Here is a 25,090-nt window from a genome sequence, read left to right on the forward strand (position 1 = left end):
CTAGCAAAAAACAGGCTACTCAAAAAAATAACTTGGGTAGCCTGTTTTATTTGAAGGAGAGGATACACTTGAAATTAGATCATGTTGTTGAAGTTTTACTTGAAAGTCTAAAGAATGATCAATATATTGAAGCTGTATTTTTAAGAGGATCGATGGCTAGAGAGGAGCATGATGAATTTTCAGATATCGATATTTATTGCGTTGTGAATGAAGAAAATGTCGAAGCTTTTTTGCCCAATCGCGTCCAACATATTGAAGCTTATAAGAAAACATGTTTCGTTGATGATATCTATATTATTGCCCCTCAGCTATTAGTCGTATATGAAGATATGATTCATATCGATTTATTTACAGTAACGCTCTCAGAAATAAGTGAAAAAGATGCCATTAAAATATTATTTGATCCAAATGGAATCCTTACAGCTAAACAAAAGAATACTACTTTGTCATTAACTCCACTCGAATTTCAAGATGCTGTAGATGATACTGTCTGGTATTTGTATCAATATTATTGGAGTGCCCAACGTGGAAATGAGATTTGGAGTGTTCATTTACTGCGGAATAGTTTAGAACACTTCGCCAAAGTACTACTGCATAAATATTGTCCTGAGCGAGCTTTACTTGGACTTAAAACGTTACCTAATTCATTACCCACTGACCCATTACATGAAATAGTTGATATCATGAATTGTTTGAGCCTTGTAACTCATGAGGTGGCAGTAAAGAAATTAGTGAACGCCTTCAGCAATGAATCAGATTGGATTTTTGAAAATGTGCCGAATAAAGAAAAAATTAAGCCATTATGGAAAAAAATAAAAGCGCTATTACACTAAAACAAAATAGCAAACTAACATTGGTTTGCTATTTTTTAAAATGAAAAATAAATACCACTACACCCTATTAAATTGTTTTTTTCATTAAAATATGTGGGATGCCACAATCCATAAATTCTTCACCTTCACGCTTATAGCCTAATTTTTCATAAAAGCCCTTTGCATAAGATTGTGCGTTTAATTTATATTTTGTTAAACCTTTTTCAAGTGCTATTTCCTCTAAACTTTGGATAATCACTTTTCCTAAACCGAATTTGCGGAATTCTATTAATATACATATACGCTCTAGTTTGCCATAGCCATCTACAACTCGAAGTCTGCCAGTGCCAACAGGTTGTTCGTTATAGTACACAAGAATATGATCACATGCTGCATCTAGTGTGTCGAATTCATCAAATTCTTCTTCCTCAGGCACCTGTTGCTCCTCTATAAAAATTTTTTGACGAATGGCAAATGCTGTTTGTAAATCTTGTTCATCTGTAATTTTTTTCGTGTTCATCTTTATATTTCTCCCCGTTTTTTTTGCTGTTAGGGACGTACTCTCCGTTGGTAGAACTTTGTTTTCCTCCGCCAGTTAAGCCGTCTACTTCGCCGCTAAAACTGCTTTTTCCGCCGCTAAATTTGGCTATTGCGCCGCTATACTTCTTCTTCCGCCGCTAAATCCGGCTATTGCGCCGCTTAAACTTTTTCTTCCGCCGCTAAAGACGCTTTGCAGAACCTTCACCTGTAGATATGAAGTGAAATTTCCTTGCATGGATGATAATATATAGTATAGAGCATTTTTTATTGCAAATACAATAAATTTTTTCGGAGGCAATAAATGAAGGAAATTTTGCGAGATATCGGTGCGATTGCGCGGGCACTTGATTCCATCAGTAATATAGAGTTTAAAGAACTTGATTTAACAAAGGGACAATATTTGTATGTCACTCGCATCTGCGAAAACCCTGGTATTATTCAGGAAAAGGTAGCTGAACTATTGAAGGTAGATCGCACAACAGCCTCCCGAGCAATTCAAAAGTTGGAGACAAAAGGTTTTATAGAAAAGCGTAATGAAATGGGCAATAAGAAAAACAAACAGCTTTTCCCGACAGAGAAAAGTCTCAAGATTTATTCATTGTTAAAGCGAGAAGAAGACTACTCGAATGCTAGAGCATTAAATGGTTTTTCTCCTAAAGAAATTGACAGTATTCATGACTTATTAATACGTATTCGTCAAAATATTGAAACCGATTGGGAATATGTAAAGAAAGGTCATACACGAAATTATTAAAGGCGATTCCATGCGCTTCTGAGCATTTGGGATCGCCTTCCTTTGCGAAGAATACCTTTTTAGCAATCCATAAATGTCAAATTGTGCTCCCATCTTTTCACCAATATACTGTTGATTGATCAAAAGAATGGTAACGACCTTTATGCTCTGGTGTTTATTTAGAACGAATTGAACGACTAGAAAATATTTTAGGTGCTGATTTTTTGCAGGCCCCACATCGTCTCAATAGGCTTACGATTTATTGAAAAAAAACAGCACCTGATATTTTACGCTTTTGAACGTGGATCCATAAAATCGCGTAACGCATTACTAAGCATATACAAACCTAATACAAGTATTGTAATGGCTCCACCTGGTAATCTGCGATGTAAACCGCTGCTGCCTGCTCAGCTAAAATTTCCTGTGCACGATGATAATAGTCAATTTGTGTTGCCTGATCTCTTTCCTTTAAAACATTTTCCACAATTTTGTCGTATTCAGCATTTTTAAATTTGAAGAAGTTTTCACTTTCATTTGTTGAAATGTAATCATTTAAAATATCATAGGCAGAGGCACGGCCTGTTAAATCGATTGTTGTCATTTGATAGTCGCGACCAAAGTAAACTCGGTCTAGCCAAATGCCCCACTCTACTACTTCAATTTCCACATCAATACCGATTTCCTTTAAATTAGCCGCTACGATTTGCGCGATATTTGAATACATATCATTATGTGAAGACAGGTAATTTTTGTTTTAAAGCCATTAGGATAGCCTGCTTCTGCTATTAACGCTTTTGCTTTTTCCACATCTCGCTTATACTTATTTTCCAAGCCTTTCTTTTGATAGTCCCCCATCGCTGTGAACTGATTAATGGCAAGAAAATCAGAAAGAATATGTCACAGTTATTTCTTTATAATAAATACCAAGAGAAATTGCGCTGTGCAATTTCTCTTGTTGCTTGAACTGAAATTAATTATAACTCATCCTCGGTAACCTCATTATTATTTTTATTACCATTGCCTTTACCGTTGCCGTTACCATTCCCTGGCTTTACAACCAACACATCAAATGTTAGTGTGTGCTCACCATACTTTACCCTAATCGTCGTATTACCTTGACCTTTTCCTTTTACAGCCCCTGCTTTCACAGTAGCTATTTTATCATTCTCTACTTCATAGGTTGCAAGCTTTGTAACATCTTTTTCTGTTGTTTTACCATCAAAAGTAGTTACTTCAGTAATCTTAACTGGAACTTCTTTACCTATTCTAGTTTCAACCTGAACTTGGTCAATTTCTAGTGTTACTATTGGCTCTTTTACAACAGATGCTTTAACTGTAACATTTATAGGTACTTCATTATCACCGTATGAAACAGTAATTGTAGTCGTGCCTTCACCTACTGCAGTTACTAATCCATTTACTATTGTTGCTACATTTTCATTTCCAACAACATAAGTAGCTTTTGAAGTTACGTCTTCCTCTGTTGTATCACCTTTTGCAGGCGTTGACGTTTCTGTTACCGTAAGTTGAGCAGTTTCTCCAGCTGTTAAGTCTAGCTTAGTTGGATTTACAGAAAGTGCTATTACTGGTTCTACTACTTCATTTTCATATATCTTCGCTTCACCAACATTCCCGGCAGCGTCTTTAATGATTACTGATACAGCATTTGTTTCTGCTGTTACCGGGAATGTGAAGCTACCGTCTTGATTTAATTCAAAAGCAACTGGCGCTTGTACTTCGCCTTTTACCGTCGAAATATAGGAAGCTTTTAATTTATCATTTAAATTGTAATTTAAACCGTATAAATATAGCTCTTCATTGTAGTCGATGTACTTATCTTTTATCTGTCCTGTAGCGACACCTTCAGCAACTGAACCAGTAATTTCTGGTTTAGTCGTTTTCACGATAATTGATCCAACATAATCGGAAACTACTCCTGATGCTGCAAGACCGGTGAAGTCAATTGTATACAGACCATCTGGAATCGTTGTGGCAGGTGCTGTTCCCCATGGTTTATATTGCCCACCAATATTCAGCGTATAAGAGCCTTTTCCTAGCGCAGTACCAGCATGTAGATAACCAATGTAGCCGTCTCCGTATTCTCCACCTTCCGGATTCATAATATCCCAAAGCTCAATATAGTTAGTTGTTACATCTCCAGTTAATGTGAATGACAGTACAGCTGAGTCTTTCACTCCATCTCCGTTAAAGGATAGATCTGTTTCTGTAATTTTAAAATCTTTAAGTTCAGTTACTGCCGCGCCGCCAAAGTCAGCTGCGAATGGCAATGAAATTTCTGTAGCTCCACTGCTGATGTAAATATACCCTAGTATTTCAGAGCCTTTTGGTGCCGTAGCTTGTGAAGCAGTTAATGTAATATTTAATACTTGCTCACCAACTAGATTAAATGTTGGCTGATCGACTGTAACAGTTGCATCACCAAATGTTTTTGTCACATCAATTGATACATTATAATTGCCGCCGTTCCCTTTAATATCTTTTACTAAAACTTGTTTCGTTACAGAAATATCCCGGTCTTTAAGGGATTGGGGACCGAAAGTAACTGTACCTTTCAAGTTTTCTGAAACTGCACCAGTTCCATCTAAAATTGCGCTATCAAGTGCATAGGCAAGAATTTCCGGATGAGCTGCTGCATAAGCATCTACACGTCCTGCACCTTGAGAAAACACATCGTATTTTGTTTTATCTATAACCTTTGCTGTATTAGAAAGCGCCACTTTTACATCGAACGCGTTCCAATCAGGATTTGCTTGTTTAACTAATGCAACAATACCTGTAATATGCGGTGTTGCCATAGAGGTTCCTGTTTTACGAGTATATGCTTCCCTATAATCTGCAGCAGGGAAATCTTTTTTATACATCGGAATCGTTGACATAATGTTTGTTCCAGGTGCACTTACATCTGGTTTAATATCAAAATTTGGTGTAGATGGTCCACGTGAACTTGAAGAGTTTACATCATCTCCCAGTGTCTTTGTGGAAGCAAATTTACTAAAGCTTACTTTTCCAGTTCTGCCTGCTAATGCAGCGCGAATTGCAGCGCCATCCGTTTGTGACATATCAAATGTTGGCAGAAAATCAAATGCATCACCAAGGAATGTGCCTGAAATGTTCGGTGCATTCGTTCCACCAGCAACGTTATGAATAATTGTTGCGACTGCTCCATTGGCCTTTGCATTCGCAATTTTATCAACGAATGCGATACTGCCACGGGAAATCAATGCCACTTTACCTTTTACATTAATTCCTTCGAAGTCTTTTACTTCCCCGTTTCCAGGAACAGCAACTAGGTCAAATTCTCCTTGAAGCTGTGTTGCTAAATTTTTCCCAAAAGTCGTTCCCATTAACGGAAGCTGTTTTGTTAAATTGTAGTTGCCAACTGTAACATTTACTTCCCCGTTATACATTGTTTCAGGATTTGTTGTGTTACCAACAGCAATTCCTAAACGTGCTGTTGCAGGCGTGCCCATTGTTCCGCGATTTGGACCTTCGTTCCCTGTTGCAATTACTCCGATTGTTCCAGCCATCATTGCATTATTAATAGCAAATGAGCCTGCATCCGTTTCAGAGTTAGCTCCCCCGCCAAGTGAAAGGTTGATAACGTCCATTTTTTCTTTTACAGCAGTTTCAATTGCTTTTACAATACCAGATGTAGCTCCACTTCCGTATGCCCCAAGAACACGGTAAGCATAAAGGTCTACTTTTGGAGCAATTCCTTTAATATCGAATTCGTTAGCTCCGATTGCTGCAATTGTTCCAGCAACATGTGTACCGTGAGAAGTATAGAACGAGCTTCCTTTTTCATTAAATTCAGGTGTTCCGACTGGACGCTCCGAAGGCAATGTTTCCGACGCATCGTCATCTGCCCGAGGCTTCGTGTAAGTTGCTGAGTTCGGAATGAAGTTTTTTCCACCTTTGTAAACTCCAACAAACTCGGGGTGCTCTGCATCAATACCAGTATCTAATACTGCTACTTTTATTCCTTGTCCTTCAATTCCTTCCTTCCAAAGCTGTTCGATGCCAAGGAAAGAATTACTTGTATTCATTCGAGCTTCTAATTGATCTTCCTTATTAAGTTCCGATGATTTCATCGACTTATCTTCTGATGCGTAAACAATTGCATCAGGTTCGATTAATGTAATTCCTTCTACTGTAAGCAATTTCGGGAGATCATTTGCTTTCACAGTTGCCGCAAAACCGTTTAAGACAGTATCAAATGTGTATCCTTGAGTCATCTGTACTTTTTTAGTAGCTAACTCTTTTTTAACTTCTGCTTGTTGTGCTTTTACATTTGAACGAACTTCATTTTCTCGGGCATTAGAGAATTTTTGGCCTTTGACTTGGCTCATTCCTTGCTCTAGTGCCACAGGCTTTTCAGATAAATGAACGATGACTGCAACATCTTGATTGCCTGATACATTTTGTAAGCTTTCGTGAAGAGTTGGTCCATCTTTAGACAAGCTTAGCTGTTCAGCGATAGCCGCCTTTAGTTGAATGATACTTTCACTTTGACTATCCTGCTTGAATAGTTTCGATTCTTCAGCACTAGCACTCGACAATGGAACCAATAGAGAAAGCACCATAAAGAAAGCTAGAATACTACTTAAGAACTTCGTAAACTTAAACTTTTTCAAATCTCATTTCCTCCTCTTCCTTTAATTGTCACACTTTTCAGTTTAGTGTGATATTTCCAATTTATCACAAGAGAACTAATCCGAATATATCGATATTTGAATATTCAGAAATATTGATAATTAGTATTAGTTTATCAAATATAGATTAAATCTATCTTCCTAGTAATTTAATAAAAAAGTAGAACTTTCAAACGAAAAAACGACTTACCGTAATTTATTAATTTTTTGCTTTAGTCGAAGAAGAAGAAGATAGCCAAACCAGAAGTAACCAACTTTGAGAAAACAACCTAGTTTTAAAAACATTGTGCTACGACATTTGAAGATTTAAGACAAATTGGAACTTACTAAAGAAATGTAGTCATGCAAGCGACTTCCTTTTCGTCATTTTGCCAGCTGGAAAAGTGAAATTTAGGGTAATAAAAAAACCAGCGTCTCTGTTGAACTGCATTCATAACAGAGAGCTGGTTTATTTCTTTTATCCACATTATCGGGTCACTATTAAAATTTCTCTTTATTGCTGGCGAGACTCTGTCATTTGCTTCCAAACAGAACCTTTTGCTTCCTCACCCTGTTCGATGCGGGCAATCGCCATTTTTACTTGTAGCTTCACTTCAAACTCTTTATCTTCTGCAGCAGCCTTTAATGCTGCTAATGAATTATCAGTGCCGACCTCATATAAGTACATAGCTGCACGCCAACGAACAAGTTTATTTTTATCCTGTAATGCTTGTTGCATCACGTCTTCAAATTCCACAAAGCCGAGGTCACTCATACAATCTCCTGCAGTTCGACGGACCGCTGCACTTTTGTCCTGTAATGCCTTTTCCAAATATGGCACGACTACCACATCTTCAATCATTCCTAAATAAACGGTTGCCAGTCGACGGATAGACATTTGCTCATCTTGTAACGCCAAATCTAAAAGCGGTAAATCATCTAGCTCTGGATCTGCCATTTGGTCAAGCAATTGGAAACGTTTTTCCCATTCTGGTTGCTTAAACTGTTCAATTGTAATTTTTAGTTTAGCTGGCTTCTTAATAGTTTTCTCTGAATCATTAATCGTTGCAACAATCTCCGCTAAACGTTCCTCAGAATATGTCACATCGATTTCTTGTTTTACTGCTTCCGCAATTTCCTCAAGCTCTCCATAACGTACGCCATAGTCGATCCATTTACGTTGGAAAATATAATTTTCATCAACTGCTGTCTCAAGAATTTTATTGAAAGCTTCCACAAAGCGCTCACCACAGCTTACACGGTACTCACGTTGATTATCAAATACCTTTACTTGCAGTGGTACTTGCTTATAAAATTGCACATGAACGTACACTTCACCATAAAATTCATTGGCTACTTGTTCTTTGTTTTCTTCCTGTACGTCTTCACCTAACGCTTGGCGAATGCTTGCTAAAATACCTTCCCATGCATACTTTGCGTTACGCTCAACAGCGAAGAAATCTGCTACATGATAAACACCTTTAACACCTTCGATTGCTAAAATCGCTGCTACTTCACCAGTTGCTTCATCTTTATCATCTTTTGTAAAATTATAGCTTTTGCCAAAAGGTAACTCTGTATCAACGACAATCTTCATAGAATTAGGGCTTGGTGTCGGTTCAATTGTCATAATCTTCATGTCTATCGCTCCTTATCCATTTACGATTTCATCTAAATATGACCATCTTTCAATAAGGTGTTCATATTGTGCATTTAGCTCATCTAGCTTCGCCGTTAATTCCTGTAGCTTTGTAAAATCAGCACCAGCGTTGGCGATACCTTCTTCTGTCTTCATAATCGCTGTCTCTGTCTTTTCTATTTCATCAGCAATTGTTTCCCATTCTTTCTGCTCTTTAAAGGATAACTTTTTCTTGTCCGATTTAGGCTTTTCGGTCTTAGTTTTTTCGACTTTTGGCGACTCTACCTTTACAGCGGCTTCCTGTTCACGCTTTTGTAAATATTCACTGTAAATATCAAGCTTCTCATTAACATGCCCAAGACCATCTAAAATCCATAGCTTTTTTGCAATTCGGTCTAAGAAAAAGCGATCGTGGGATATGGTAATAACTACTCCAGGGAAATGCTCAATGAAATCCTCGAGTACACCTAATGTTTCAATATCCAAATCATTTGTAGGCTCATCCAGTAACAGTACGTTTGGTTGCTCCATTAATAATCGTAATAAATGCAGACGTTTACGCTCACCACCCGATAGTTTACCGATAGGTGTACCGTGTGCATGAAGTGGGAATAAGAAACGTTCCAGCATTTGTGCAGCCGAATAACGTACACCCTCCGCATCTGTGATATCATTGGAAGCTTCGCGGATATATTCAATCATGCGTTCATTTTCATTCATTTTTGGTAAAGTTTGTTTGAAATGCGCTAACTTCACTGTCGAACCAACTAGAATTTCACCAACATCAGGTGTAAGCTCTCCTGATAACATGTTCATTAATGTTGATTTTCCTACACCATTTGCTCCGATAATGCCAATACGATCGCCCTGTTGCAGTAAAAATGAAAAGTTTTCGAGAATTTTTTGATGGCCAAAAGCCTTTGAAATATTTTCAGCCTCTAAAACTTTCCGGCCAAGACGAGTTGTTGCTAGGCCCATGTCAAGAGAAATATCCTCCGATTTACGCTCTAAGTTATCCTCTAACTGCTCGAAGCGCTGGATACGTGCCTTTTGCTTCGTAGAACGCGCTTTCGCTCCACGACGAATCCATTTTAATTCTGAGCGATAGCGGTTGCGGTCTTTTTGTGCGGAGGCTGCTTTCATTTCCTCACGAATAGCACGTGCTTCTAGATAATCCCCATAATTCCCAGTATGTCGGTATAATGTTTGATCAGCTAGCTCGTAAATATGAGTAGACAGCTCATCTAAGAAGTAACGATCATGGGTAATAAATATAACTGCTCCCTTTAATCGTAACACCATTTCCTGCAGCCACTCTGTAGACTGCACATCTAAATGGTTGGTAGGCTCGTCCAATAAATATAAATCTGCCGGCTCAATTAATACTTTAGCTAAAGCAACACGCTTTTGCTGACCGCCTGACAGTGTTAAAACCTCTTTATCAAACAGTTCAATGCCAAGCTTCGTAAGCGCCGTCTTAGCAAGTGCATTGACATCCCAGGCCTGCTCCTCATCCATACGATGCTGCAAGCTAAATAGCGTTTTTTGTAAACTTTCTGAAGTCGGATTTAATGCAAGTGCAGCAACGGTTTCCTCATATTCACGATTCAGTTTTAAAATAGGTGAATCCCCTGCAAACACTGCTTGTAACACAGTTTCTCCACTTTGAAAAGTAGGCTCCTGTGGTAAATGGGCAACACGATATTTATTTGGGCGGTCAACTTCCATTGAATCCGCTTCGATTTCACCAGCTAACATAGAAAGCAAAGTGGATTTACCAGTACCATTAATACCAATTAGCCCAGCTCGCTCCCCTTCATAAATCGTAAATTCAATATTTTGAAAGAGCGTTTTATCGCCCACTGTTTTCGTTAAATTTTGTACTATTAAATGACTCATTACACTTGTCCATCTCTTTCATTAGGTGTTGTTTAGTGTCCATACTACTTTTATATGTAGTTTATTATTGATATCCATTTTTATCATAACACCAAATGACAGGTAAACAAAGGACAACAAACTCTTCTGACCTATCTAAAAAACGGATCCTCATCAAAACGTGTGGTTTGATCTCCGTTCCGGCTGGGCGCTTTCCAGGGGGCGTCCGATGAGCCGCTTCACTCGCGATGCTCGCTCCAGGGTCTCGGGCCAACACGATGTTGGTCACGAAGGCGTTATCACAGGATGTGATGCTTTTAGCCTTCGTTCCTCTATTGCTAATCCCCAAGGAGTCGCCCAGCCTCCACTCCAATCAACTTATTCACATAGTAGACGTTTTAACAAAAGTCATCCACAACTTTTGGTGATGAACAAAAAACGCTCTCTCATGAATTGCAAATTGAAGAAGAGAGAGAGTATGTAAAAAAAACGATGTAAAAAACTTTTTAAATCCAAAAAAAAATATCCGGATAGAAATATTTTCTATCCGGATACAGAAGCTAATTATTTCACCAATAACCAAGAAGCTTCCACCATAGTCCTCCTACTATAACAAAAATCAGGATGGTAACTAAGGAAACTACAAATCCAACTGTCCACCATTTCTTTTGGTCAATATAACCTGCACCAAAGAAGACCGGTGCTGGACCAGAACCATAATGAGTAGTGGCGCCAAATAAATTACTAAATGCCGCTAATAATATAGCTGCCAACATAGCAGGTGCTCCCGCTTGCAACATAACAGATAAAAATGCTGCATACATCGCACTAATATGTGCAGTGGAACTCGCAAAGAAATAATGAGAATAGAAATAGACTAAAGCTAATATGACAACAGCCCATATCCAACTATACCCAGATACAAGTCCACCCACTTCATTACTAAACCATGGAATCAGCCCTAGTTTGTTCATAAAAGATGCCATCATAAATAGCGTTGCAAACCAAATTAGTGTATCCCATGCTCCTTCTTCCTTTTTAATATCTGCCCATGTTAATACATCTAACAATAACAGCAAGGAAAGACCTATAAGAGCTGCCGTTGTAGCACTAATGCCTAAGTAATCTCCACCAATCCATAACGACAACACAGCAACAAATACAACGATCATTCGTTTTTCAGAACTTTTCAGTGGTCCAAATTCATCCAGCTTCTTTTTAGCGATCGCTGCTGCCTCTGGTGTTTCTTTGATTTGAGGTGGATAGATTTTATAAATAACATAAGGGACAACGATTAAAGCCGTCAATCCAGGGACAATCATAGCCATTGCCCAACCAAACCAAGTAATAGTTACTCCAGCTGAATCACTTGCTAGCTTAACAATTAAAGGATTCGCTGCCATGGCTGTCATAAACATAGCTGATGTTATTAAATTCCCTTGAAAGCCTACCTTTAAAAGAAAGGCCCCCATCTTACGCTCTGTCCCGTCTTCTGGTTTAGATCCGAAAGTATGAGATAATGACTGGATAATTGGGAATATAACACCACCTGCACGAGCTGTATTACTAGGAATAGCCGGTGCCAATATTAGATCACTCGCTAGTAAAGAGTAAGACAGACTCAAGGTTTTTTTCCCAAAAAGACGAACAAATACATAGGCAATTCGTTCCCCTAGTCCCGTTTTTATAAATCCACGAGAAATAAAGAAGGCAATAACAATTAGCCAAATCGTTGAATTACCAAAACCGCTTAATGTCTCTTCAATTGTTAATGTATTTGTTATGGCAATCATAGCCATAGCAATAAATGATATTGCTCCCATTGGCAACGGTTTCGTTATAAAACCTATAATGGTCGCAACAAAAATAGCGAACAAGTGCCACGCTTTTTCATCTACTCCTGAAGGTACTGGACAAAACCAGATAGCCACACCAACAGCAAGGGATATGAAGAAAGGAATCCATTTGACTGCGCTTTTTGCTTCTTTCATGATGTTAAAACTCCTTTGACTGTTACCCCAATGTATTTAAAAGGAGATTTCTCCCACGATCTACTAATTGAATGAAAAATAGACCTAATTTAAGATCCCCTTTATCGAAAAACATAAGTAATTATATATGCTTTATGTAATGAATGGAAAGATTTTTAACTCATTACTAAGAAAAAAATGATCTCGCTTCAGAAATATTTCCCTTTTTGTTAATATTATTGGGAAAAAGTTACTTTTTTTATCAATTCATTAAAGTTAGCATGTGCACAATCCATTAAAAAGATACACACCGTGTTTATATCAACTTATATGTCGAGAATCAATCCTCTTTCATTTCATACAGTAAAAAAAGTTAATTCATCTCACGGCCTGTCATTAGAATACAATGTAATCTTCTACAAAGCTCAATTATCCCTCGTAAGCTCTTGGTGATAGGAATGACTATTTCTCAAAAGATTATTTTGAGGTTCTCCCAGAAATATGCAAGCTTAGTAAAAGTGCTGTACTTTGAAAGAGTATTTCCATCGCTAGGCAAAGAAACCCAAATGTTTAAACATCGTTTAGGTCCTCGTTATGTAAAATTTTTCAAGCTGATTTCTTAGTATAAGAATTGCTGGATTAATACAAACTGATAATATTTATCAATCAGGAAATTATAAAAGGAGTATTCATAGATGCCATTTGTCACCATATTTGGAGGGAAAACCTTTGAAGTAGAGGAAGGAAAAAAATTAGTATTAGCTCTTGAAGATAATAATATAAACATTTTGCATCAGTGTGGCGGAATAGCAAAATGTACAACTTGTAGAGTGGAGGTATTAGCTGGTGAATATAAGGACATTTCAAAAATAGAAAAACACGCCTTCGCTATAAAAAATATTGATGAGCATTTATATGAAGACTGTTTAAGGCTATCTTGTCAAATTCGTGTAATAGGAGACATTACTGTTCGGCCTATTTTAACACTGGAAAATACACAGGGCGATAGAGGTCCAAGACCAGCAGATTAACCAAGTATCGATTAATATAATTCAAAAGGCATGGAAGTGGTCGCGATGCCCGTTAGCTTCCAATGCCTGTTTTTATTTATCTAATATTTTCGTCGCCGTTACTTATCCACAACCTGCTTGGAAAGAAAGGTTTAAAGTCATTCCACCATGAACAAATAGAATGATCCCTGTTCCATAACTAGCTTGGGATGAAGCAAGCCATGTTGCTACAGCTGCAATTTCCCCTGGTTTCCATTTACATTTTTTCCAGTTATCGCTACCCTGTTATGGATTTCTTCGAATGATATTATCTGCCATTCGTATCGCAAGCGCAACCGTTGAGTTTGTCGGGTTTGCTGCAGCAAGAAAAGGTATTACACTGTTGTCTGCTACATACAGACCTGAAACACCATGAATTTCTCCATAGGAATTTGTTGCCGAAGTAGATGGGTCGGTACCCATCCGACATGTACAGGATTCATGAACGTCACTTCCTGGTGGCATTAAGGTAGGCTCACCATCTAATGTAACTCCCATCGCAGTAGCAGATTGAATGATTCCCTCACGCATTTGATTAATAACAACCTTATCCCTTTCACTATAAGAAAAATTAACTTGCCCTAGTGGAACACCATATTCGTCTCGTTGGTTAGGATCTAAGAAAACCCTGTTCTCTCTTCGAGGCTCTACCAAACCGAAAGTTGCATAGACAACACTAATTTGGTCAGGAAGTACCTTATCTTCAAACTGTTGGTAAGAAAAATATTGATTAGGACCTAGTATTTGTATTTGATAAGGAAATTGCCTTGTTTCACGTTTCAAAATTGCTAAATTACCGATATTCTCTGAGAACTGCTTGCGACTTATTTTTCCCGTACCTAATACAAATGAATGATTAGTTAAATAACGCCCTATAGCTGGACCATCAATACCGGAATTTAGCAAAATTCGAGGTGTCTCTAATGTACTTGCAGAAACAACCACATTTTTGGCCCGAATAGTGTAAGTTTTTTTGTCTTGTGTTGATGCAACACTTACCCCAACAGTTCTTCCGTTTTGAACCAATACTCGCGTCGTATAAGCATTTAACGCAAGATCAAATGGTCTATCATTGAAGGCATACGCAAGAAATTTGATTGAACTAAACCATGCGTTAGAGTAAATTTCCCCCATGCGTGGTCCTCTCATATCAATGGCAAGAGGCATATTCGTGGCTTCTAGAATACCACCAGCGTGAAGCCGATTCATAAGAATCCTTTGCATTGAAGAACCATCTGCATAGGATGTTGTACAATTCAAGACACGCTCTGCCATTCTGAAATATACATCTAATTCATCTGGATGCACAGGCCAATTCTGAAGATGAAACTGAGCAGGTCTCGGACAGGCAGCATTCCAAAACAATGTCCTGCCACCCAGTGCAAATGTTAATCTTGCACCTGAAAATTCTGGTAAACTTTCTCCTACAGGAGTAGAATTGTCAGGCCATAGCTGATCGCGCATTCGATCGACATTCATGGTGGGAATATTCAGCGCATGTGAATGAAATAGTTTCGTCCCTTTCTCTAAAATACCGATTCGCTTAGCCCCTTGATGCTTCCACATTTCGCATAAACGGTAAAGCGTTGCCCCACCACCTGCACCACTTCCGACGATTAGAACATCATAGTTCGTATTGGCCATATCCTCCAGCGATTTAGTCGGGATCCAATTATTTGGATAAACCCACATAATACACGTCCTTTCGTGTTAGTCTTTGACATTTAAGTTTATGACTTTCGCTAATTTGATATCACCATTCATTCAAGAACAAAGACCAGTTTCAAAGTAAGTGATGCTCCTTATTATTTTTTTCTCTTTTTCCTAGAAAATAAATAAAGGCATTGGAAAGGGGAAAATGTCTGATAGGTTCCAATGCCAGTTTTTATTTAGGCTATTTTTTAATTAAATCAGCAAATGCAATCCATGAATTTAACTGTACTGAATGCGGGAATTAATTATATTTTCGTTGCTGTTACTTACCCACGACCTGCTTGGAAAGAAGGATATAAAGTCATTCCACCATCAGCAAACAGAGTGATTCCTGTTACGTAACTAGCTTGGGATGAAGCAAGCCATGCTGCTGTTGCTGCAATCTCCTCTGGTTTTCCGATATAACCCATTGGAACCATACTTTCAACATCTGCACGTTTTTCAGGATCGGCAAATTTCTCAGCATTAATAGGCGTATTGATCGCACCAGGTCCGATATTATTGACACGAATTCCTTTTGGGGCATATTCTAATGCTAATGTTTGTGTCATCAGTTTAATGCCTCCTTTACTAGCTGCATAGTGAACAAACAAAGGCCATGGAATAACTTCGTGAACACTGGACATATTGATCACGGTACCTTTAATATCATGTTCGACGAAGTACTTAATTGCTTCCCTACTTCCTAAAAATGCACCTGTTAAATTCGTATTGATTACTTTATTCCAATCTTCAAGCGGCATTTCATGTGAGGGTACTGGATTTTCTATACCAGCGTTATTAATCATCACATCGAGTGTTCCAAACTTATTTACAGCCGTCTGGACGAGATTGATAACATCGCTTTCGACAGACACATCTCCTTTTACAGCTATCGCTTCCCCTCCTGCTTTTTTCACTCCTTCAACAACAGCATTTGCCTCTTTTTCATTTGAGCGAAAATTTACGATAACTTTTGCTTTCTCCTCGCCAAAGCGTAATGCCATTGCTTTTCCTAATCCTGTTGAAGCACCTGTAATAACAATAACTTTTCCCTCTAAATCTGGATACATCTAAAGACCTCCTCCTTATACTTTCGCCATTCCTACCATAAACCCAGCAGCGACAAAAAAATAATCTCAATTGCTATAAGTTGTCGTTTTTGTTTTTTTCTCACTATGATAAAAAAACTCGGCCCATATTGGATTTCCACTTGCTTAAAACATAATAGTAATATGGAACGAAGCAAAACTTTTATACCATTGATATAAAAAACGTTACTTTAAAATAAAGAAGAATCCATGTGAACATTCGTTCAAAATGGATTCTTAATAAGATGCTATAAAGGTACCGTTAGGAAAATGCAAATTTGCAGCGCACTGCCCGTTTCCGAGATAATTTCCCCATTTTTAACAACGCTTAGAAATCTAGATAAAACGAATTAAACAATAACCAGTCACTGGTTCAATACCGTCAACTGGCTATAAATAGTATTTTCTCACTGTTTAAAAAATGACATAGCAGATAATTATTTGTAAAATTTCACTCGATCTTCAAGTGGTTGGAATTCTTTTTCGCCTGGTGTTACCGTTGGATTGCCAAAGGGCATTTGCGCAATGAGCTTCCAATTTTCAGGGATATTCCATTCTTTTTTCACTTCATCATCAATTAATGGATTATAATGTTGTAAAGAAGCTCCTAATCCCTCTGCTTCCAATGCTGCCCACACAACTAATTGGTGCATACCTGATGCTTGATTTGACCAAATTGGAAAGTTCTCAGCATATGCAGCAAATTGCTCTTGAAGCGATTTAACTACAGCCTCATCTTCTAAGAATAAAACTGTGCCATAACCTGCTTTAAAGGAATCCATTTTTTGTTGAGTGCCAGAAAAATCTCTATCTCCAACGACTTTTCTTAATACTTCAGTCGTAATGTCCCACAGTTTATTATGTGCCTCACCTGATAATACAACAATACGTGCAGTTTGAGAGTTGAATGCTGACGGGGTATATTTCACAGCAAATTCTACAATTTCTTTAATTTTTTCATCCGATATTTTTACCTCTTTATTAATTCCATAGTAAGTACGTCTTTCTTTAAGTGTAGTGTAAAAATCGTTTGTCATCATTTTCTTCTCTTCCTCCTAATTTACTAACATTATTTTTATCCATATTTCATCTGTCGTTTAAAGATTTTTAATGGCTGTTTTATTTTCTAGGATCTCGCCTAATTACACAAGAACACCCGTCCACAATGAACACTGCCATTCGTAATTCCTTTAATCCTTTCGATTTTATTCGCTACTTTTTCTATTTTAAATCAAACTAATTATAATATTATGATAATAATATGTTATCCAAACAAACGGAAGAGTATTCAAAATTCCTTAAATAAAAACCCCCAAATCACAACGTTATCCCGCTTACAATTTTTCGAGGTAGAGGCTGTGATGATGCATCGGCTTTTTATGTAGTATAGGTAACCTAATTTTCACATTTGAATATATCGCAAGTAAAAAAATATACTTACATGTTTTTTATTTTTTCTCCTTCCCAAGTAAATGAATCAACATATTAGCCCCCAAAAAATCCGTTATCTATTGAAATAGACAACGGATTTTTTTAGGAGCGTGAGGTATTACTCACCTATTTCATTTTGTAATTGCTCTAAAAACTGTAGCATAAATTGATGGCGCTCTTGAGCCATTTGCTTACCCTTCTCGGTAATCATTAAATCCTTTAGCAATAATAACTTCTCATAAAAATGGGTAACTGAGGATGTATTTTTATTGCGATACTCCTCCTCTGTCATATCATTACGTGCATCCTCTTCCTTATCGTAAAGCTTTCGACCCTTAGCTCCACCATAAGCAAATGTGCGCGCAATACCGATTGCTCCAATCGCATCTAAACGATCTGCATCTCGTACTATTTTTGCTTCCAGAGAAGTTATTTCTAGCTCATTGCCACCATTAAACGATACTTGTGCTATGCAATCTCGAATATGTTGCTTCTTCTTCTCGCTTAATGACAGCTCGGCAATTAGCTTATTCTCTTGCTCCTTATTATCGGTATACTTTTTATCACTAACATCATGCAACAGTACAGCAATTTTCACGACCTCTGCATCGGCTTCTGGTTCTGTTTGTAATATCGTTAACGCATTTTGATGAACACGTTCAATATGTTGAAAATCATGACTAGCATCAAATTGCTCGTAAATCCCTCGTACTTTGTCCATTAAATTGTTCATATTTTAGTTCAGTCCCTTCATCCTTTATTATACGGTATCACTTAGAATAGTTGGTAATTAAGTAACCTCTAGGCTTTAAAAAAATTGGGAAGTTTTTTCAATTGACTGATTTTACAGAATATTGTATGATAAATGTACAGAACATCTATTTTTGTTCTGTAAGTTTACTATTTCAGTGATGTACAAGAACTATGTTTTGACAGATTAAACAACTTCAGCGGGCTTTACAATTGAATACTGCGTTGAAAGATGACGTGCGTATCGTGAAAACCAATCATCTAAACAAATAAAAGTGAACACTTTCCCTTAGAAATTCTTTGTTTTAACCCGCATAGTGAATGTACATGACGAGATAAGTGAACAAATAATTATCTTATTTTCACGACCGAGAAAGCTTGGAGCATATGTAGCAAGCGTGTGATATTTTTATCATTAATCGACGTTACCTTCTTCTATTCATTATCTTGAATATGTGTGAACGTAACTCCTCCCATGGCAAATATCATACCAGTTTCTTGCCAACATTTTGCGAAAAGTCAAATCATCAGAGTTGTGCTAACAAGACTAGAGAATTCTTTTTTAGGCAACGATTTTTCTGAATTTTATTGAAGCCGTAAATGAAGTATTAGAAGGAAGTAGGAACGATAGTTATGTTATGTAATACCAACCCGCTGAAGAAACAATAAAAGCTGCCCATCTTATTTATTGTAGATGATGGCAGCTTTTATTGTTTCTTCAATTCCATTTTAAAGACATAGATCTCCTCTCTCCCTTTTTTCCTTGCTACTTATTATCCTGTATTCCCCTTCTAAGACATTCCTAAGGAAGAAATTCTGAACACGGGAGATTTTAGGGTCATGACGAGCCTTATTAACCTTTTTGTTATTTATCTTCACGATTTTGAATTTGCCTCTTTGCTTTCTTCGATACGCTCCACAGATAAATCTGTTATTTTATGAATAAAATCATTATTATTCTTTGGCATAGTTTTTAGCGGATGTAACTGAAAAAGCTGCCCTTTATAATTTAAAGGAGCAGCTTTTGTATTTATATATTCTTTTGTACTTCTTTCACTCTAGAACAACCCTACCGCATGTCCTTCATTATCAACATTCATACGCAAAGCGGCTGGTGCTTTTGGTAAACCTGGCATTGTCATAATATCCCCAGTTAAGCATACAAGGAAGCCTGCACCAAGTTTTGGAATGACTTCGCGAATAGTGATTGTAAAGCCTTCTGGACGTCCTAAAAGACTTGGTTGGTCTGATAATGAATATTGCGTTTTCGCCATACAAATCGGTAGAGAATCCCATCCGAATTTTTCAATTTGGGCAATTTGTTTTTTCGCTTGGTCGGTAAATTGCACATCTTTCCCACCATAAACTTTTTGCACAATTGTACGTACTTTTTCCTCAATAGATTCTGTTACATCATATAAAGGTGAGAAATTGTTTTCTTCATCAAGAACAGCTAGCACTTGTTCAGCTAAACCTAGACCACCTTTTCCGCCTTCCTCCCAGACATTTGTACGCGCGATACGAACATGATTTTCTTGACACCAATTCAGGACTGCTTCTAACTCAGCCTCTGTGTCCGTAATAAAACGATTTAAAGCGATAATCGGCTCAACGCCAAATGTACGAATCGTCTCAACGTGCTTGGCTAAATTTTCAATTCCTTGTAAAAGTGCCTCTACATTTTCGCCAACTAGTTCCGTTTTCGCTACACCGCCATGCATTTTTAATGCACGAATTGTAGCTACGATTACAACTGCACTTGGCTTAAAGCCCCCTTTACGCGCTTTAATATTCATAAATTTTTCAGCACCTAAATCTGAACCAAAGCCCGCTTCAGTCACAACGATATCTGCAAGCTTACGAGCTGTTTGTGTCGCCATAATCGAGTTACAGCCATGTGCGATGTTGGCAAATGGTCCACCGTGAATAATGGCAGGTGTCCCTTCAAGCGTTTGCACTAAGTTTGGTTTGAAGGCATCTTTTAATAACAATGTTAAGGCCCCTTCTACTTGAAGATCACGCACGAATACAGGCTCACGATCAAATGTATAACCGATGACGATACTTGATAAACGTTCCCGTAAATCTTCAATACTTGTAGCTAAACAGAAAACTGCCATAATTTCTGATGCAACAGTAATGTCAAAGCCATCCTCACGTGGCATCCCTTGAACAGGACCACCTAGACCAACAACAACTTTACGAAGGGCGCGATCATTTAAATCCATTACACGCTTCCAGATTATACGGCGAGGATCAATGTTTAAAGCATTTCCTTGATGGATATGATTATCAATAAAGGCTGATAATGCATTATTCGCAGTCGTTATCGCATGAAGGTCACCAGTGAAATGCAAGTTAATATCTTCCATCGGCACAACCTGTGCATATCCACCACCTGTTGCTCCACCTTTTACACCCATTACAGGGCCAAGTGATGGCTCACGTAAAGCAACAACAACATTTTTATTTAATTGGTGAAGTGCATCAGCAAGCCCAACCGTTACAGTTGATTTCCCTTCACCCGCTGGAGTTGGACTAATAGCTGTTACCAATACAACCTTTGCCTCCTCACCATGTGCTGTAATTTTTAATGGATCAATTTTTGCTTTGTAGCGACCATATTGTTCAAGTGAATCCTCTGGAATACCTGCTGCTTTCGCTATTTCAGTAATAGGTTGCATAACCGCTTGATTAGCGATTTCTAGATCTGTCAAAGGTTGTTTTTTCGTTGTCATTTGGCATCCTACTTTCTATGTCGGTCAATTATGCCTCGGCATAATTGCGTCCGGAATCGGCTTTGTGCTTAGGCCTGCATGAGGGCCGACACGATGTCGGTCATTTCGGTAATGCCACAGGGCGTGGCGTTTTTACCGATGCAGGTCAGTTAGCCTTTATCGCATGGATGCGATGATTTTAGGCTAACATCCTCTAAGACTTCCTTTCCGATTCTGTGACATCCGCCGGAGGTCTTAACTCCTTTCAGCAGGAATTTGCTGAAAGAAGTTAATTCCATTATAGACTTTATTGTGAATAAAATCATAGTAAGTTATTCAAGTATTTCGACAATCGATTGACAACATTGCACAATTCATGTATGTTCTAAATGAAAATGCATTTTTTCACATTTTCACAATTTATGTCACGACTTAATTGATTTTATTCTACATTCAAGCGCATGGGAGGCGAATGCTTATGCAACAGGGAATCGTAAAGTGGTTCAATAATGAAAAAGGTTATGGCTTTATTGAATGTGATGATGGAGAAGATGTATTTGTACATTTTACGGGAATCCAAGAGGAAGGCTTCCGTACACTTGAAGAAGGTCAAAAGGTATCATTTGAAGTGGTCGAAGGCAATCGAGGGCCACAGGCGTCAAATGTTGTGAAAGTATAAACTCAAAGGAGCTGTTCGATGGATGAACGGCTCCTTTTTTCAAATGCTGAAATTAGCGCTGCTTTATAACATTATAACTTCAGCGATTGATCCAATAAAAAGCTCCGGGAAAAACTAGCGTTTCCTTCGTTCTATTAGTATCCATAAGTGTAACCCCAAACGCCCCTTCATTTAAATGACCTAGTGTCATAGCCGCTGCAGCCGCTTCGTCATAAAAATCCAGTCGAATATTTGGTAGATGTAAGGAGATAAACTGCTCTTGTTGGTCAGGCTCTGGTAGTTGTAATACTTCCTTCCATAAATTCACTGTTGCTTGCACATCTTCCACATAAAATTGGACAGATTCCATCGATATTGTTTGATTCGTATCAATGGCTCCATTTGCTTTTAATTGTGCCACACGTTCCTCATCTGTATCAGTCCACTCAATCAAAAATGGAAAATCAATTGCCTGCTCTGGCTTTCCAAAATGCAATAGCTTCCATTCTACTACAGAGCCATCTGGTCTTGTACGACTACAAGCATCAGGCCCATATACTTCAAATCCAAGTGCACGTAAACGTTGTGCCTCTTCTTCAATATTTTTTGTACGTAATGCAATTCTTGAAAAACCATAGCGCTCGTTAGCACGTTTAAACGTATAATGTAGGGAATAAGGTAATTTCACTGCATTTTCAAATAAATTACGATCATAAATCGCTATTTGCTCAATATAGTTTAATCCAAAATAGCTTAACGTATTGTATGTCCCCCACATTGTATGTTGACCACCGTTAACTGTATGGATATTACGTTTATTTAAAAAAACCTTTGTATTTTTTGGTGATTGAACTTGATGAACTAGATGGTCAAAATATAAAGTCATGACTGAACCCCCTTTTTTTCTCTATTATATACTTTACCTGTTAGTTTTGTTGGTTTAGAATAAAATTTAGAATATTATAATTATTAGAAGTTGCTATATTTCAACAAAAGGATTTCGATGCTAGTAGTTCATTAAAAAGATTTTTTATTTTCGTAAATCAATGAAGAGGTGATTAGAATGATAGACAAAGTAGCTGCTTTTAAACTAGCATTAGGTAATTATCCAACAGGTGTTACCGTTGTCACTGCTTGTAATGACGTAGGTGAACCTATTGGCTTAACTGTCAATTCCTTTGCGTCAGTTTCCATAGACCCACTCCTTATTTTATGGTCGCTCGATAAAAAATCACAGCTACATCCATATTTTACAGCGACTCAAAAGTTTGCTGTCAATATTTTATCGAGCAATCAAGAACACTTATGTACGCTATTTTCAAGTAAAATCCCAGATCGTTTCGCCCAGGCTAAATGGTCAATCTCTGCTTTAGGTCTACCAGTTTTACATGATACTGCGGCCATTTTACAATGCAAAACATCTCAGCAAATCGATGCTGGAGATCATACGATATTTATCGGGCAGGTCCTAGAAATTGAAAATCCACAGAAGGAACCCTTACTATATCATCGCAGGCATATTGGTGAAATCCCAAATAGTTTTTATGAATAGGCTATTGCAAGAAATTTATACGCAAAAAACAGGATGACTCGTCGTGATCACCCTGTTTTTTTGACGTATTTTTCCGCTCTTTATCGAAATAATAAGTTTGATTGATGAAATAATAATTGATGAGGTGAAGTACAAATGTTAAAAAAATCCCTTTACATGATACCTATTATTTTTTTATTTTCGGCTAATGAATGGGTAACTGCAAATTTTCACACCCCCCCTCCTTCATTTGAAGAAAAATTCGCTGAAGGTGGATATATATCCGTGGAAAAGTCCGTTAAGAAATTTGAATATCATTGTAAGTGCAAGGTAAAGTTACCTCAACTTATGCCACCGATTTCCTTCACACATCAATTTGGGAAATTTTACGAAGATAAAAAATATAACGTGAATGATGCATTAAGTATTATGTTTGTTAATAAAGAAATAAAAGAAAATATTTATAAAATTGAGATTCGATCAATAGAGAATAAAATAAACTTCAAAGACAAATTGAACTTTAAAGGTAAAGAATATACTCTTCAAGATGATACAAAAGCAATTTATTTTGAAGACCAACTATTTAACTTTTTTGTCTTTGAAAAAAACAATTTGCAATATTTACCAGGTATTTATAAAGAGGTAACTAACACTGATACACCTCATACATTAGTTAAAATAGCTAACTCTTTAAAATAACCTATGCTGTTGCTATGGATAGTGAGCTCAACAGTTCCTAAACATAAAATGGCCAACCTAAACAATAGAAATATCCTCCATACTGTTTATTTTTTCTGCGGAAATCTTTGCTTTTCAAGTCTGTTAATTTGCACAATGACACCATCTTGAATCGTAATGTGTACTTCTCCAAATTCCAAATTTTGAATTGCCTTTGCAATTGCCTCTAGTTTATTGTCATCTACCTTTGCCTGTTGAGTCATCCGATACACCCCTTCTTTTAACATATTTTGAGGCCAAAACATCAATCATAGCCCACTTCCTAAATAGCTCTTTGGATTTGACCTACTATATTATTATCAAAGCTTCTTTTTAGGCCAAGTTGTAGGTATTTCGTTTCTTTGGAATAATTCTATAATTCTGAAAACCCGTTGTCAATATAAATATTATAAATCTTATTTGTTTACTAAGGAATTAAAAAATCAATAAGCACCAGCATCGTCCTCATGGAAAAAACACCAAAACAAAAACTGTGCAGATTTATTTACCTCTACACAGTTTTTTTATTAATTATTTTGTAGGCAATCCATTAGTGCTTTCGCTGTCTTTTGCTTGCCCATAACCTTCATCGGTTCGCCTTTAGCCGGTACAATCCAGTGTGGCTCATCTCCACCATATAAAGATTGTGAGCTATTCGCTACCATAAACTGAGCGTTGGCGGATTCCATCCGTAGACGTGCACGGGATAGTAAAAATTCCTCGTCATCTGTTGCCTCGAGTTTAAAGCCTACTAAAGTTACTTTAGACTGCCACCCTTTTATTTGACCTAATACTTTAGGCGCCTTTTTAAAGTGAATGATAGGTGGCTCATCAGATGGCATTTTACCTGCTTCCTCCATTAAATTCCCAGATTGGTCATACACTTTGTCAATGAGCCAATCAGAACCTGCAGCTGCCATAATAACGATATCCACTTGTTCTTCCTGAACAGCATGTCGAACTTTCTCGCCTAAATCTTCAATACCTTCAAATCGAATGGTACACATTTTATCTTTGTTCGCCGGAAGCTGTGCAAAATAACCGTGCATATACAATACGTTCGCCCCAGCCTCTAATGCCGCTTCAGCTAAATAACAGCCCATCGACCCTTTCGATAAATTCGTATGCCCACGCACACGATCCCATTTTTCAAGTGTTCCCCCACTTGTAATGAGTACGGTCTTACCTCGTAATGTCCCCATACACTCACCTTTTTCTAGAAAATATACA

At 37.6% G+C, this 25,090-nt stretch carries 20 protein-coding genes and 1 pseudogene; 6 read left to right on the forward strand and 15 right to left on the reverse strand.

From position 1 onward, the window contains the following. Positions 1-68 precede the first annotated feature (68 nt). The gene (locus ACIPKN_RS10610; RefSeq protein WP_400935819.1) at positions 69-833 is read left to right on the forward strand and encodes an aminoglycoside 6-adenylyltransferase; all 765 of its coding nucleotides are present in this window, start codon (positions 69-71) and stop codon (positions 831-833) included. Positions 834-900: 67 nt separating this feature from the next. Here ACIPKN_RS10610 and ACIPKN_RS10615 read toward each other — a convergent pair whose 3' ends face one another. Next, on the reverse strand, positions 901-1,332 hold the full coding sequence (locus tag ACIPKN_RS10615) for a GNAT family N-acetyltransferase (RefSeq protein WP_400935821.1): 432 nt from the start codon (positions 1,330-1,332) through the stop codon (positions 901-903). Positions 1,333-1,653: 321 nt separating this feature from the next. Here ACIPKN_RS10615 and ACIPKN_RS10620 point away from each other — a divergent pair, with 321 nt between their 5' ends. Further along, on the forward strand, positions 1,654-2,106 hold the full coding sequence (locus ACIPKN_RS10620) for a MarR family winged helix-turn-helix transcriptional regulator (RefSeq protein ID WP_142510828.1): 453 nt from the start codon (positions 1,654-1,656) through the stop codon (positions 2,104-2,106). A 325-nt stretch (positions 2,107-2,431) separates the two neighbouring features. Here ACIPKN_RS10620 and ACIPKN_RS10625 read toward each other — a convergent pair whose 3' ends face one another. The 5 genes from ACIPKN_RS10625 to ACIPKN_RS10645 all read right to left on the reverse strand — a co-directional run bounded on the left by ACIPKN_RS10625 (position 2,432) and on the right by ACIPKN_RS10645 (position 12,245). Then, the gene (locus ACIPKN_RS10625) at positions 2,432-2,809 is read right to left on the reverse strand and encodes a periplasmic substrate-binding domain-containing protein (protein WP_400935823.1); all 378 of its coding nucleotides are present in this window, start codon (positions 2,807-2,809) and stop codon (positions 2,432-2,434) included. A gap of 250 nt (positions 2,810-3,059) precedes the next feature. Then, positions 3,060-6,740 (reverse strand): S8 family serine peptidase, encoded by a 3,681-nt coding sequence (locus tag ACIPKN_RS10630; RefSeq protein ID WP_400935825.1) that lies wholly within the window; start codon positions 6,738-6,740, stop codon positions 3,060-3,062. A gap of 511 nt (positions 6,741-7,251) precedes the next feature. After that, positions 7,252-8,376, reverse strand: coding sequence for a conserved virulence factor C family protein (locus tag ACIPKN_RS10635; protein WP_400935827.1), 1,125 nt, complete (start codon positions 8,374-8,376; stop codon positions 7,252-7,254). A gap of 12 nt (positions 8,377-8,388) precedes the next feature. Further along, positions 8,389-10,275 carry an ABC-F family ATP-binding cassette domain-containing protein gene (locus ACIPKN_RS10640; protein ID WP_400935829.1) on the reverse strand — a complete coding sequence of 629 codons (1,887 nt, stop codon included), beginning with the start codon at positions 10,273-10,275 and terminating at the stop codon, positions 8,389-8,391. A gap of 548 nt (positions 10,276-10,823) precedes the next feature. Next, entirely contained in the window at positions 10,824-12,245 is a 1,422-nt protein-coding gene (locus ACIPKN_RS10645) for an anion permease (protein WP_142510824.1), read from the reverse strand. 674 nt (positions 12,246-12,919) lie between these two features. On the opposite strand from ACIPKN_RS10645, the gene ACIPKN_RS10650 reads away from it, so the two are divergent. Further along, positions 12,920-13,255, forward strand: coding sequence for a 2Fe-2S iron-sulfur cluster-binding protein (locus ACIPKN_RS10650; protein WP_400935832.1), 336 nt, complete (start codon positions 12,920-12,922; stop codon positions 13,253-13,255). A gap of 102 nt (positions 13,256-13,357) precedes the next feature. On the opposite strand, the pseudogene ACIPKN_RS10655 reads toward ACIPKN_RS10650, so the two are convergent. From ACIPKN_RS10655 to ACIPKN_RS10680, 6 genes and pseudogenes are all read right to left on the reverse strand, one after another. Continuing rightward, a pseudogene (locus ACIPKN_RS10655) lies at positions 13,358-13,486 on the reverse strand (glucose-1-dehydrogenase); the annotation flags it as partial. Between the two features lie 33 nt (positions 13,487-13,519). Continuing rightward, positions 13,520-14,965 (reverse strand): GMC oxidoreductase, encoded by a 1,446-nt coding sequence (locus ACIPKN_RS10660; RefSeq protein ID WP_400935834.1) that lies wholly within the window; start codon positions 14,963-14,965, stop codon positions 13,520-13,522. A gap of 287 nt (positions 14,966-15,252) precedes the next feature. Further along, the gene (gene gdh / locus ACIPKN_RS10665) at positions 15,253-16,038 is read right to left on the reverse strand and encodes a glucose 1-dehydrogenase (protein ID WP_400935836.1); all 786 of its coding nucleotides are present in this window, start codon (positions 16,036-16,038) and stop codon (positions 15,253-15,255) included. A gap of 455 nt (positions 16,039-16,493) precedes the next feature. Then, a complete protein-coding gene (locus ACIPKN_RS10670; protein WP_400935898.1) occupies positions 16,494-17,093 on the reverse strand; it encodes a nitroreductase family protein in 600 nt (199 codons plus the stop codon). A gap of 512 nt (positions 17,094-17,605) precedes the next feature. Beyond that, entirely contained in the window at positions 17,606-18,220 is a 615-nt protein-coding gene (locus ACIPKN_RS10675; RefSeq protein WP_400935838.1) for an HD domain-containing protein, read from the reverse strand. Between the two features lie 1,075 nt (positions 18,221-19,295). Continuing rightward, positions 19,296-20,975 carry a formate--tetrahydrofolate ligase gene (locus ACIPKN_RS10680; protein ID WP_142508223.1) on the reverse strand — a complete coding sequence of 560 codons (1,680 nt, stop codon included), beginning with the start codon at positions 20,973-20,975 and terminating at the stop codon, positions 19,296-19,298. A 457-nt stretch (positions 20,976-21,432) separates the two neighbouring features. On the opposite strand from ACIPKN_RS10680, the gene ACIPKN_RS10685 reads away from it, so the two are divergent. Beyond that, positions 21,433-21,633 carry a cold-shock protein gene (locus ACIPKN_RS10685; RefSeq protein ID WP_132358884.1) on the forward strand — a complete coding sequence of 67 codons (201 nt, stop codon included), beginning with the start codon at positions 21,433-21,435 and terminating at the stop codon, positions 21,631-21,633. Positions 21,634-21,712: 79 nt separating this feature from the next. On the opposite strand, the gene ACIPKN_RS10690 is transcribed toward ACIPKN_RS10685, so the two are convergent. Further along, entirely contained in the window at positions 21,713-22,498 is a 786-nt protein-coding gene (locus ACIPKN_RS10690; protein ID WP_400935841.1) for a VOC family protein, read from the reverse strand. Positions 22,499-22,675: 177 nt separating this feature from the next. On the opposite strand from ACIPKN_RS10690, the gene ACIPKN_RS10695 reads away from it, so the two are divergent. Further along, a complete protein-coding gene (locus ACIPKN_RS10695; RefSeq protein ID WP_400935843.1) occupies positions 22,676-23,164 on the forward strand; it encodes a flavin reductase family protein in 489 nt (162 codons plus the stop codon). Between the two features lie 135 nt (positions 23,165-23,299). Then, entirely contained in the window at positions 23,300-23,842 is a 543-nt protein-coding gene (locus ACIPKN_RS10700) for a carbon monoxide dehydrogenase (RefSeq protein WP_400935845.1), read from the forward strand. Positions 23,843-23,928: 86 nt separating this feature from the next. Here the strand turns inward: ACIPKN_RS10700 and ACIPKN_RS10705 are convergent, their stop codons facing one another. Together ACIPKN_RS10705 and ACIPKN_RS10710 are read right to left on the reverse strand one after the other, a co-directional pair. Continuing rightward, positions 23,929-24,084 carry a YezD family protein gene (locus ACIPKN_RS10705; RefSeq protein WP_400935847.1) on the reverse strand — a complete coding sequence of 52 codons (156 nt, stop codon included), beginning with the start codon at positions 24,082-24,084 and terminating at the stop codon, positions 23,929-23,931. Between the two features lie 303 nt (positions 24,085-24,387). Beyond that, complete coding sequence (locus tag ACIPKN_RS10710) at positions 24,388-25,062, reverse strand: phosphopantothenoylcysteine decarboxylase domain-containing protein (protein ID WP_400935849.1); 675 nt, start codon at positions 25,060-25,062, stop codon at positions 24,388-24,390. Positions 25,063-25,090: the final 28 nt, after the last annotated feature.

The sequence above is a fragment of the Lysinibacillus sp. NPDC086135 genome (genome assembly GCF_044746345.1).
Taxonomy (GTDB): Bacteria; Bacillota; Bacilli; order Bacillales_A; family Planococcaceae; genus Lysinibacillus.